General features: G+C 72.6%; 8 protein-coding genes. All 8 read right to left on the bottom strand.

Features of this window, described 5'->3' with window-relative positions; genetic code table 11:
• Positions 1–131: 131 nt before the first annotated feature.
• A complete protein-coding gene (locus tag ACZ7C5_RS02070) occupies positions 132–719 on the bottom strand; it encodes a hypothetical protein (protein WP_188296267.1) in 588 nt (195 codons plus the stop codon).
• A gap of 279 nt (positions 720–998) precedes the next feature.
• Positions 999–2,042 carry a PstS family phosphate ABC transporter substrate-binding protein gene (locus tag ACZ7C5_RS02065; RefSeq protein WP_188296268.1) on the bottom strand — a complete coding sequence of 348 codons (1,044 nt, stop codon included), beginning with the start codon at positions 2,040–2,042 and terminating at the stop codon, positions 999–1,001.
• A 446-nt stretch (positions 2,043–2,488) separates the two neighbouring features.
• A complete protein-coding gene (locus tag ACZ7C5_RS02060; RefSeq protein WP_401089162.1) occupies positions 2,489–2,893 on the bottom strand; it encodes a hypothetical protein in 405 nt (134 codons plus the stop codon).
• Entirely contained in the window at positions 2,883–3,296 is a 414-nt protein-coding gene (locus ACZ7C5_RS02055) for a YegP family protein (protein WP_401089164.1), read from the bottom strand. Before ACZ7C5_RS02055 ends, ACZ7C5_RS02060 begins: the two co-directional genes overlap by 11 nt.
• Before the next feature lie 296 nt (positions 3,297–3,592).
• A complete protein-coding gene (locus tag ACZ7C5_RS02050) occupies positions 3,593–5,419 on the bottom strand; it encodes a GAF domain-containing sensor histidine kinase (protein WP_401089166.1) in 1,827 nt (608 codons plus the stop codon).
• 59 nt (positions 5,420–5,478) lie between these two features.
• Positions 5,479–9,015 (bottom strand): thiol reductant ABC exporter subunit CydD, encoded by a 3,537-nt coding sequence (gene cydD, locus ACZ7C5_RS02045; protein WP_470321702.1) that lies wholly within the window; start codon positions 9,013–9,015, stop codon positions 5,479–5,481.
• A gap of 4 nt (positions 9,016–9,019) precedes the next feature.
• Positions 9,020–10,045, bottom strand: a complete 1,026-nt coding sequence (gene cydB, locus ACZ7C5_RS02040; RefSeq protein WP_470321701.1) for a cytochrome d ubiquinol oxidase subunit II — start codon at positions 10,043–10,045, stop codon at positions 9,020–9,022.
• Between the two features lie 34 nt (positions 10,046–10,079).
• Complete coding sequence (locus ACZ7C5_RS02035) at positions 10,080–11,624, bottom strand: cytochrome ubiquinol oxidase subunit I (protein WP_401089171.1); 1,545 nt, start codon at positions 11,622–11,624, stop codon at positions 10,080–10,082.
• Between the last annotated feature and the right edge of the window lie 132 nt (positions 11,625–11,756).

The following is an 11,756-nucleotide window of genomic DNA, read 5'->3' as shown; positions in this document are numbered from 1 at the left end:
CCCGCCACACATGGCCGGATCCGGTCGCCCACGTGTACGAGGGCCCAACGCGGCGACTCCGTAGCGGAATTGGCCAATCCACACGGGGAGGCCCGCACCTGACGGCGCGGGCCTCTCGGGGTCGGACGGCGTCAGCCGTTGACCGTCAGGGAGAACGAACCCACCGACTGGCCGGCGGTGAAGAAGGTGGTCTTCAGCTGGGTGTCCAGGTACTGGGCCGCCGAGGCATCCACCTTGAAGTCGGACGAGTTGAGCGTCTGGGTGGTTCCGCTGTGCCCGGTCTGCGCCACGCCGGCCGGCTTCAGCAGGTTGACCGCCGTGGTCCCGCCCTCCGGCACGCCGGTGAGCCGCCAGGCCTCGGCGTTGAACGCGAGCTGCTTGAAGCGCACGCTCTTGCCGGTGAAGTAGTCGATGAACAGCAGGCTGCCGCCCAGCTGCACCTCGCCGTAGTAGCCCTGGAGGCTGACCGAACCGCCGGTCACCGGGAAGGAGACCTTGAGGCCCTCGGCCGAGTTGTAGGAGACACCGGCATCCGGCAGCGGGAGAACGACCACGCCGTTCTGCGCCGCGGAGGACACGAACGTGGTGCTCACGGTCGCCACGGCAGTGCCGGTCACGGCGGCCGGCGCGCTGTCGGCGGCGGCCGCACCGCTCAGGCCGGTCACGGCGAGGATGACCGCGACGCTGCCGGCCAGCAGCCGGGCGGGAGTACGGGACATGCTGAACTCCTTGGGAGAGGGAGAATTGGTGCTGGTGGTACACCGGTCGGACGACCGGCAGTTCAGGGGTGCCTCACCGCGGCGGGGGCGGCAGTCGACAGGCGGCCCGGAGGATCGGCTCTGGCGGAGGAAGCCGCGGGCCACGGTCGGCGGGGAGCGGTCGCGTCCCGGCTGTGCGGTCGCGGCGACGTGGAGCCGAACCGGACCGATGGGCCGGCGGCCACAGGCACGAGGCCCGTGACCGCCAGGTCTGCAGGTTGTGCAGGGAATCAGGGTCGATCAGGTGAGGGTGGCGACACCGCAGGCGGCGGTCGGCAGGAAGCCGTAGCTCTTCAGGTCGTTGGTGGCCTGGGTGGAGTTGCAGATCCAGCCGTCCTCGCCGAAGATCGCCTGCAGGGCGACGCCGTGCGCGTCGGTGGCGGTCCACTCGGTGTTGCGGACCACGTTGTAGACCACGCGGCCGAACTGCGAGTTGGCGAAGGTGCTGTTGATGACGTTGCTCGCCACCGGAACGATCGTGGTGCCGTTGATGGTGACGTTGCGCAGGGTCAGGTTGCCCGGGGCGTCCGTCGCGGTGCTGTGGCCGCCGACCGTCTGGCCGAGGAAGCGGGCCACGGAGTAGGGGAAGACCACGTTCGGGTCGTCGAGGCGGGAGTCGGTGCCCTCGTTCTCCTCCGGACCGTCGGTGACGCAGGAGCCCAGGGTCGGGTTGCCGATCGCGGTCAGGAAGAAGGCACGGGTGCCGGAGTTGGCCTGCGGCAGAACCGGCTTGATGGCGACGGCCGGCTTGGTGGAGTCGATCTGGTTCCAGGTGCGGAAGTTGACGTCACACTGGTAGATGCCCTTGAGCTGCGCCGGGGTCAGCGCCGCCGGGGCGTTGCCGTTGAGCTTGGCGGACCAGGTCACCGCGTCCTTGGCGAGCGCGACGAAGGCGAGGCCGGTGGCGTCACCGGTCGCCGGGCCACGCGAGGAGCGGGCGAAGTCGACCGTGGCGGTGGTGTTGGTGGCCAGGGCCTTGACACCGGCGCCGGAGCCGTTCGGGCGGGTGATCGCGGTGGCACCGGTCTTGGTGGTGATGGTGCCGGCCGGGGTCGCGTCCCAGCTGTACAGGCGCGGGGTGCTCGCGTTGGTCAGCGACGCGTTGTAGTCGGCGGCGAGCTGGTTCAGCACCGACTGGGTCGTGTCGGAGCCGACACCGACGATGTCGATGGCGCGCGGGGTCACACCGGCGGCCGGGTCGGCGACGGCGGTGCCGCCGGCGACGGTGGCGATGGAGGTCGCCAGGGCGGCGACGGTGAGCAGCTTGGCAGCGGTCTTACGCATGTTCCTCTTCCTCCGGGGGAGAGACGTACATCGCGTGAACCCGTACTCCGGTCGGGAGTCCGGGGCCTTGTGGCCGCGTCCGCTGCGGCCTCGTCGGCAGTGCCGATCCTGGCCGTCGGGGAGGTTCCGCCGGAAGGGAGGCCGAGTCCGGCCGGGGAATGTCGACTCATCGGTTCGGCGAGGTTTAGCCACTGGTCAGCACGCACGTGACAGGGGCACCATCGGGCCTCCGCGCCCGGTCGACGTTCTTCTCCAGGAGGCTGCTCGGAGTGTTGCCGGAAACCTGCCCTTCACCGGGACAGCACGAACGGAGGCGGATGCACCGGGAGCGCACGGAGGCATCCGGAAAGCGGACGGAAGCGCGGGTGGCGGCACCGCGGGGCAGCGGATCCGGAAACGCCGACATGACGGTCCGTCACATCGACGGACCGTCATGACGCGGCGCCCTACAACGGCCAGCGGCCGTCCCGTCCGGACCGCCGTAGCTCCTGCCCCACCTTCTGCAGTCCTGCCAGGAACCCCTCGATCCCGGCCTGGCACTGGTCCCGCCGCAGGTACCCCCGCGCGCTGCGGGCGACCGGAACGGCGGCGGCCGCCCCCGGCCGGGTGCTGCGCACCGGCAGGTAGGCGGCCCAGACCCACTGGCGCCCCTCGGACTGTCCGACCGAACATCGCAGCGCGGCCCGTTCGATCAGCAACTGCCGCACGGACTGCGCGAGTTCCTCCTCGTTGCGGTAGGTCCGCACGCCGACCCCGAGCGGCCGCCCGTTGGCGGCCCGCAGCGCCCAGCCGAGGCCCCGGTCGGCCGTCGGCACGATCAGCAGCCGCGGGCCGCGCCGCTCAGCGGCCATCGGCGCGTCTCAACGGCGCTGCGGGCTCAGGAAGTTCGCGCGGCGACTGCTTGGCGAGCAGCACCACGAACCGCCGGAACGCGTTCTGGCAGGTCGCGTACCGTTCGTACGCGCGACTGGAACGCACCTCGGGAAGGCTGCGGGAGCCCTGGACGACCCAGATCCAGCCGATGCCCTCCCGTACGTGGGTGATGCGTGCGGTGAGATCGGTCGCCACGACGCGCAGGCCGTCGAAGCCCCGCTCCGCCTCGCCGGCCGTCTCGAACGCGGCCGGGGTGATCGCGACCACCCGTCCGTTGGGCGCCTTCAGTTGCCAGCGGTAGCGCCCGTCCGCTGCCCGTTCGGCGCGGAAACCCCCTCGACTTGCCCCTGCTGCGGTGTGACCGCGGCCGGCAGCGTTCACTGCCCCCTCCGTCCGGTTGCCCTCCGGATTCCCCTCCGAGCGGAGCAAAGCTATGTGTGCACACGGAGACCCCGAAAGCCCAGAACGTTCACAACTTGCGCCGTTGGTCGGGAAGTTCTCTCTCGTTTAACTTTCACTTGTCACGGGCCGAAACCGACGGAACGTGTTCCGGTTCGCTCACCGACCGATGAATCCGCGGTCGGAAAGCGGCAAATCCGAAATCAGCGCAGGTCCCCGCGCCGGAATCGGCCCCCGGATTCGACGGCCGGGTCCACGCCCCCGGTCCACGGCCCCGGTCAGAGCCTGGCCGTCCAGCGCACCATCGTCCCCTTGCGGTACGGCCCGCTCTCGTGCCAGGCGTCGCCGCCGAGCGCCTCGGCCCGCCGGGTCAGGTTGAGCAGTCCGCTGCGCCGCCCGCCCGCCGGGATGCCCACCCCGTCGTCGGTCACGGTGAGCAGCACCCCGGGCCGCCCGCCCCGGTCCAGCGACTCCGGGTCGCCGCCCACCGGGCGGCCGTCCTCGCCCAGGTGGGTGGTCGCGTCGACCTCCACGCCGACCCGGGAGGCGCGCGCGTGCCGGGCCGTGTTGGAGAGCATCTCCCGCAGCGCCGCCAGCAGTTGACGGCCGGTCTTCTCGCCGACCAGGCTCTCCACCGGCCCGACGAAGCTCACCGAGGGCTTGAAGCCCAGCGCGGCGGCGGCCTGGCTGGCCTCCCGCAGCACCCGGGTGCGCAGGGTGTCCGGCGCGTCGCCGTGGTTGTCGTGCTGGAGGGCGTAGATGGTGGTGCGGACCTCCTGGATGGTGGCGTCCAGCTCGTCCACCGCCTTGCCGATGCCGGTCTTCACCTCGGGGACGATCGCCCGCCGGGCGGCGCTCTCCAGCATCATCCCGGTGGCGAACAGCCGTTGGATCACCAGGTCGTGCAGGTCGCGGGCGATCCGGTCGCGGTCCTGGAAGACGGCCAGGCGCTGCTGGTCGCGCTGGCCCTCGGCGAGCCGCAGGGCGAGCGCGGCCTGCGAGGCGAAGGTCTCGGCGAGCTGCTTCTCGCTGTCGGTGAACGGCAGGGCGCCGCAGGGGCGCCAGACGCAGAGCCCGCCGAGCACCCGCCCGGCGGCGACCATCGGCACGGCCATGGACGGGCCGAAGCGGCGGGCGAGCCGGATCACCACGGTCGGGTCGCCGGACATGTCGTCCAGGTAGACGCTCTCCCCCGCGAGCAGCTGCGCGGCGAAGCTCTCCCTGGGCAGCAGCTCGCCGCGGACGAACTCGGCCAGCTCACCGGAGGCGTGCGCGACCCGCATCTGCCCGTCGCCCTCGCCCCCGCCCTCCGGACCGGTCGGCAGCAGGATCATGCCGAGCGCGGCGTCCGCCAGCTCCCGCACCTGTTCGGCCGCGACGGTCAGCGCGCTCTCGGCCTGTTCGGCGGAGAGCAGGGCGGTGGCGACGGCGGCGGCGCCGGCGATCCAGCGCTCGCGGCGGCGGCCCTCCTCGTACAGCCGGGAGTTCTCGATGGCCACGCCGGCCGCCGCGGCGAGCGCGTGCACCACCTGCTCGTCCTCGGGGGTGAAGGCGCCGCCACCGATCTTCTCGGTGAGGTAGAGGTTGCCGAACACCTCCGCGCGGACCCGGATCGGCACGCCCAGGAAGGTCCTCATCTGCGGGTGGTGCGGCGGGAATCCGGAGGAGCGCGGGTCGGCGCCGAGGTCGGTCAGCCGCAGCGGCTCGGGGCGGTCGATGAGCACGCCGAGGATGCCCCGGCCGGCCGGCAGTTCGCCGATCTCGGCGGCGTTCTCGTCGTCGACCCCGACATGGATGAAGTCGGCCAGGCCGGTGCCGCCGGGGGCGATCACGCCGAGTGCCGCGTACCGGGCGTCGACCAGCTCGGCCGCGCCGACGGCGATCCGGTGCAGGGTGGCGTGCAGGTCCAGCCCGGCCCCGATCGAGACCACCGCCTCCAGCAGCCGCTGCATCCGGTCGGTGACCGCGGCGGCGGACTGCAGGCGCTCGGCGACCTCGGTGACCAGGGTGTCCAGCCCGAGCGAGGCGATCTCGGGCACCCGGTGGGGGGTCGGCTCGGGAGTGGCCTCGGGGAGGTCCGGCGTGGGGTCCGGCGTGGGGTCCATGGAGAAAGCCTAGTTTGTACGCTTTTCAGACAAAGGGCGGCGCGACCGGCGGCCCCTGATCAGCGGCCCACCGGCTCCGGCACCCCGTCCGACGCCCGCTCCGGCACCCCGTCCGCCTCCTGTCCCAGCAGCCCGTCCGCCTCCCGCTCCCGCCGCCGCATCGCGTGCAGCCGCCCGTCCGGGTCGGCGACCAGCTCCGACCAGCGGCCCCGCTCGGCCACCCGCCCGCCGTCCAGCACCAGCACCTCGTCGACCGTGGCATCGTCCAGCCCGGCCAGCCGGTGGGTGATCAGCACGGTGGTCCGGCCCTCGGTGGCGGCCAGCAGATCGGCGGTCAGCGCGTCCGCGGTGGGCAGGTCGAGGTGCTCGGCGGGCTCGTCCAGGACCAGGACGGGGAAGTCCGCGAGCAGCGCCCGGGCGAGGGCCAGCCGCCGGCGCTGGCCCCCGGAGAGCCGGGCGCCGTGCTCGCCGACCATGGTGTCCAGGCCGTCCGGCAGTCCCTCGGTCCACTCCAGCAGCCGGGCGGCGGCCAGCGCGGCGCGCAGCTCGTCCTCCCCCGCTCCCGGCCTGGCCAGCCGCAGGTTCTCCCGCAGCGAGCTGTCGAAGACGTGCGCGTCCTGGGCGCAGAGCCCGATCACCCGGCGGACGTCCTCGCCCGCGAGCGCGCCGGCGTCCACGGCCTGCGGACGGCCGGCCGCGAAGGTGACGGTGCCGGAGCCCGGCTCCAGGAAGCGCAGCAGCGCCTGGGCCAGGGTGGTCTTGCCGGAGCCGGACGGGCCGACCACGGCGATCCGGCGGCCGGGGGCGAGGTCGAGGTCCACTCCGGTGAGGGCGTCCACCGCCTGCCCGGGGTGGCGGACGGTCAGCCCGCGCACCGCGACCGGCAGCGGCTGCTCCGGCAGCGCCACCGGCTCGGCGGGCTCGGTGACCGGCGCGGGGGCGTCCAGCACCTCGTCCAGCCGGGCCCGCGCGGCGCGGCTGCGCTGGCGGGCCTGGACGGCGAGCGGCATCCCGGTGACGGCCTCGAAGGCGGCCAGCGGGGTCAGCACCACCACGGCCAGGCAGACCGGAGCGAGCGCCCCGGCGCGCACCCCCTGGACGCCGACGGCGGCCGCGGCGGTCACGGTCAAACCGGTGAGCAGCGCGATCAGCCCGGTGCCGAGCGCCGTGGTGGCCGCCGAGCGGGCGGCCAGCCCGGTCAGCGCGGCGTCGGCGGCGCGGACGGCGGCCAGCCGGCCGGGCAGCGCGCCGGCCACGGTGAGTTCGGCGGTGCCGGTGAAGGCGTCCACCACCGCGGTGGCCAGCCGGCCGCGCGCCGGGGCCTGGCGCCGCTCGGCGCCGGCCGACCAGCGGGCGGCCAGGGCGGGCACCAGCACGCCCGCGAGCAGCAGCCCGAGGCCGAGCACCAGCCCGGCGGCGGGCAGGAAGGCGGCCAGCGCCGCCGTCGAGGCCACGGCGACCACGCCCGCCACCGCGGCCGGCAGCCGCCAGCGCAGGTAGTGGTCCTGGATCGCGTCCACGTCGGCGACCAGCCGGGAGAGCAGGTCACCGCGCCGGAAGGCGGGCAGCCCGGCCGGGGCGAGCGCGCTCAGCCGCCGGTAGACGGCGGCCCGCAGGGTGCCGAGGCCGCGCAGCACCGCGTCGTGCGAGACCAGCCGCTCGGCGTAGCGGAAGACGCTGCGGCCGATGCCGAAGGCCCGCACCGAGGTGACGGCCATCATCAGGTACAGCACCGGCGGCATCTCGGAGGCCCGGGAGATCAGGTAGCCGGAGGTGGCCATCAGCGCGACGGCGCAGCCGAGGGCGAGCGCGCCGAGCAGGATCGACAGGGCCAGCCGGGGCGTGCTGCCGCCCTCGGGCTCCGGCTCCTCGGGCGCGGCGGGGGCCGGGGTCGGCCTCCCGCTGTGTGCCAGCGGGGTGACCGGGGCGGCGGACGCGACGGCGGCGGGCCCCGCCAGCCGTGCCCGCCGGTCGGCGACGGCCAGCAGCGCCGGACGGTGCGCGACCACCAGCACGGTGCGCGCCGGGTCGGCGGCGAGCGCCCGGACGGCGTCCACCACGGCCGCCTCGGAGGCGCCGTCCAGGTTGGCGGTCGGCTCGTCCAGCAGCACCAGCGGCCGGTCGTCGGCGAGCAGCACCCGGGCGAGGGCGAGGCGCTGGCGCTGCCCGGCGGAGAGCCCGGCGCCGTCCTCCCCCAGCCCGGCCGCCAGGTCGGTCACGAAGTCGAGCGCGTGCGCGGCCCGCAGCGCCGTCCAGAGCTGCTCGTCGGTGGCCTCGGGCCGGTAGAGCCGCAGGTTCTCGGCGACCGTCCCGGCGTACAGGTGCGGGTGCTGCGGCACCCAGGCGATCTGCCGCCGCCAGCTCGCCGGTTCCAGCTCGGCCAGGTCGTACGAGCGGCCGTCGGCGGCGGTGATCCGGACGGTGCCGGACTCGGGGGCGGTGAGGCCGAGCAGCACGGCCAGCAGGGTGGACTTGCCGGCGCCGCTCGGGCCGGTGAGGGCCGTGGCGGAGCCGGGAGCCAGGGTCAGCCCGGCTCCGTCCAGCGCGGGCTCGGTCCGCCCGGGGTGCCGGACGACCAGGCCCTCGGCGGCGATCGACGCCCCGGCGAGGGCGGGCGCCGGGGTGGTGCCGGCGGCGGGCAGCGGGGTCTCCAGCACCCGGAACAGCTCGTCGGCGGCGGTCAGTCCCTCGACGCTGGAGTGGTAGAGCGCGCCGACCTGGCGGATCGGGAAGTACACCTCGGGGGCGAGCACCAGGATCAGCAGCCCGGTCTCCAGGTCGAGCGTGCCGTCCACCAGCCGGAAGCCGACGGTGACGGCGACCAGCGCGACGGACAGGGTGGAGAGCAGTTCCAGGGTGAAGGAGGAGACGAAGGCGATCCGCAGGGTGCGCAGGGTGGCCCGGCGGTAGTCCGCGGTGATCCTGGCGATGGTGGCGGCCTGGGTGTGGGCCCGGTTGAACACCTTGAGGGTGGGCAGCCCGGCGACCACGTCGAGGAAGTGGTGGGAGAGCCGGGCCAGGGTGTCCCACTGCCGGTCCATCCTGGCCTGGGTGGCCATCCCGATCAGCACCATGAACAGCGGGATCAGCGGCAGCGTCCCGGCGATGATCGCGGCCGAGGTGAAGTCGGCGCCGACGATCCGCAGCAGCACGATCACCGGGACGACCACGGCCAGCGCCAACTGCGGCAGGTAGCGGGCGAAGTAGTCGTCCAGCGCGTCGATGCCGCGGGTGGCGAGGGTGGTGAGTTCGCCGGTGCGCCGGCCCGCCAGGTAGGACGGGCCGAGCGCCGTGGCGTGGTCGAGCAGCCGGCGCCGCAGGGTGGACTTCACCCGGGCGACGGACCGGTGGGCGGTGAGCTCCGTGAGCCAGCCGGTCAGCCCGCGGCCGACCGCCGTCAGCGCGAGCAGCAGCAGCGGCGTGGTCAGCTCCCCGAGCGTCGCCCCGCGCTGGAAGGCGCGGACGACGATCTCGGCGATCAGACTCGCCTGGGCGACCACCAGGGCCGCGCCGACCGCGCCGAGCAGCACGGATCCGGCGAGGAAGGCCCTGGTGGTGCGGGCGTACCCGAGGAGTCGGGGGTCGACCGGCTTCACGGCGTCAGGCCTGGTCGAGCGGGGCGGCCGGGTCGTGCCCGGGGATGTGCTGGACACCGATCCGCTTGCGGAACACCCAGTACGTCCAGCCCTGGTAGAGCAGCACCAGCGGGGTGAAGATCGCCGCCACGACGGTCATCACCTTCAGCGTGTACGGCGAGGACGCGGCGTTGCTGACGGTCAGGCTCCACTCCGGGTTCAGGGTGGAGGGCATGACGTCCGGGAAGAGCGCCAGGAAGAGCATCGCGACCGCGGCCACGATGGTCGCCCCGGAGAGCGAGAACGCCCAGCCGTCGCGCCGGAGCTGGTTGGCCGCCAGGGCGCCGACCAGGGCGATCACCGCGACGATCAGCGCGGCGAGGCTGCGGCCGTTGCCGTGCTCGGCCTGGGTCCAGACCAGGAAGACCAGCGCCAGCACGGCGGTGGCCAGCCCCGACCACAGCGCGGCCGTACGGGCCCGGTCACGGATCCCGCCGACCGTCTTGAGGACGGCGAACACCGAGCCGTGGAAGGTGAACAGGGCGAGCGTCACCAGACCGCCGAGCAGCGCGTACGGGTTCAGCAGGTCCCAGAGGCCGCCGGTGTAGTTCTTCTGCGCGTCGATGTCCACGCCGCGCACGATGTTGGCGAAGGCCACGCCCCAGAGGAAGGCCGGGATGAGCGAGGTCCAGAAGAGGGCCTCCTCCCAGTTCCGCTGCCAGCGGGCGCCGTCGCGCTTGTGCCGGTACTCGAAGGCCACGCCGCGGACGATCAGGCAGACCAGGATGACCAGCAGCGGGATGTAGAAGCCGCTGAAGAGCGTCGCGTACCAGTCCGGGAAGGCCGCGAAGGTGGCGCCACCCGCGGTCAGCAGCCAGACCTCGTTGCCGTCCCAGACCGGGCCGATGGTGTTGATCAGCACCCGCCGCTCGGCGGTGTTCCTGGCCAGCGGCTTGGTCAGCACGCCGATCCCGAAGTCGAAGCCCTCCAGGAAGAAGTAGCCGATCCACAGGACCGCGATCAGCACGAACCAGACGTCGTGGAGTTGCATGTCAGATCCTCAGTTCCCCAGTGGTCCTGGTGCCTCAGTACGCGAACGCGAGCGGCTTGTCGGCGTCCTCGTCCGAGGACGGTCCGCGCAGCGACGGGTCCTTGGTGGGCGGCTGTTCGGTCACCTCCGGGCCGGCCTTGGCGTACTTGACCAGCAGCTTGACCTCGATGACCGCGAGGATCGCGTACAGCGTGGTGAAGGTCGCGAGGGCGCCGATCTGGGTACCGGTGCTGACGTTGGGGGAGACCGCGCTGGCCGTGGTCATCAGGCCGAAGACGGCCCAGGGCTGACGGCCCATCTCGGTGAAGATCCAGCCGAAGCTGTTGGCGATCAGCGGGAAGCCCATGGTCAGGATGCCGATCCGCCAGCTCCACTTGGTGAGCAGCGGCCCCAGCTCCCGCTTGGGGGTGAGCATCAGCCGGGGCACCTCGGTCTCGCCGGTGCGGAACTCGGGGTGCAGGAAGAGCTTCTTCCTGGTGGTCCACAGGCCGATCAGGCCGGCCAGGAAGGACGTCATCCCGAAGCCGATCATGAGGCGGAAGCCCCAGTAGGTGACGAAGATGCTCGGGATGTAGTCCTTGGGGTCGCCGCCGTGCTGGGCGGCCTCGGCGGCCGCGGTGTCGTTGATGCCGGGGACGGAGGAGCTGAAGTCGTTGTGGGCGAGGAAGGAGAGTATCCCGGGGATCTCCAGGGCGACCGAGTTGTGGCCCTTGCTGACGTCGCCGACCGCGAAGACCGAGAACGGCGCCGGTGACTGGGTCTCCCACAGTGCCTCGGCGGCGGCCATCTTCATCGGCTGCTGCTCGAACATCACCTTGCCGAGGGTGTCGCCGCTGAGCGCGGTGCCGGCGCCGAAGATCACCGCGAGCACCAGGCCGAGGCGCAGCGAGGTGCGCATCGCGGCGGTCCGCTTGGGGTCGGCCGTCTCAGGCTTGCGCTTGGCCTTCCAGAGGTGGAAGGAGGCGATGCCGACCACGAAGGCCGCGCCGGTGAGGAAGGCGGCGGTCAGGGTGTGGAAGACGACCACGAGCGTGGTGTTCTGGAACAGCACCCGGACGATGTCGGTCAGCTGCGCCTTGCCGGTGGCCGGGTCGATCGCGTAGCCGACCGGGTGCTGCATCCAGGAGTTGGCGGCCAGGATGAAGTAGCCGGAGAGCACGGTGCCGAGCGCCACCATCCACATGCAGGCGCAGTGGATCTTCCTGGGCAGCTTGTCCCAGCCGAAGATCCACAGGCCGATGAAGGTGGACTCGAAGAAGAAGGCGATCAGCGCCTCCATCGCGAGCGGGGCGCCGAAGACGTCACCGACGAAGCGGGAGTAGTCGGACCAGTTCATGCCGAACTGGAACTCCTGGACGATGCCGGTGACCACGCCCATCGCGATGTTGATGAGGAAGAGCTTTCCCCAGAACTTGGTGGCGTGGAAGTACTTCTCCTTGTTCGTCCGCACCCAGGCGGTCTCCAGACCGGCCACGATCGCGGCCAGGCTGATCGTGAGCGGGACGAAGAGGAAGTGGTAGACGGTGGTGATGCCGAATTGCCATCGCGCGATGGTCTCGTGAGCGATTGCCAGTTCCACGTCGCCCTCTCTCCCAACCTGCCCGCGTGATGACGGGCATCTTCCGGACAAACTTCATCTATAGCCGTAGACCGTTGCTCAACCACGCAAGCTTGTCCGCTTGTGAACGTGAACACGTTCACAAGGAGCAGT

The organism is Kitasatospora sp. NPDC036993 (assembly GCF_055607525.1).
This window is presented reverse-complemented; position numbering and strand designations above follow the sequence as displayed.

What these genes read in the sequence shown, in the direction of transcription:
- ACZ7C5_RS02070 (WP_188296267.1), bottom strand. Translation starts at nt 719, where the DNA reads ATGTCCCGTACTCCCGCCCGGCTGCTGGCCGGCAGCGTCGCGGTCATC.
- ACZ7C5_RS02065 (WP_188296268.1), bottom strand. Translation starts at nt 2,042, where the DNA reads ATGCGTAAGACCGCTGCCAAGCTGCTCACCGTCGCCGCCCTGGCGACC.
- ACZ7C5_RS02060 (WP_401089162.1), bottom strand. Translation starts at nt 2,893, where the DNA reads ATGGCCGCTGAGCGGCGCGGCCCGCGGCTGCTGATCGTGCCGACGGCC.
- ACZ7C5_RS02050 (WP_401089166.1), bottom strand. Translation starts at nt 5,419, where the DNA reads ATGGACCCCACGCCGGACCCCACGCCGGACCTCCCCGAGGCCACTCCC.
- cydB (WP_470321701.1), bottom strand. Translation starts at nt 10,045, where the DNA reads ATGCAACTCCACGACGTCTGGTTCGTGCTGATCGCGGTCCTGTGGATC.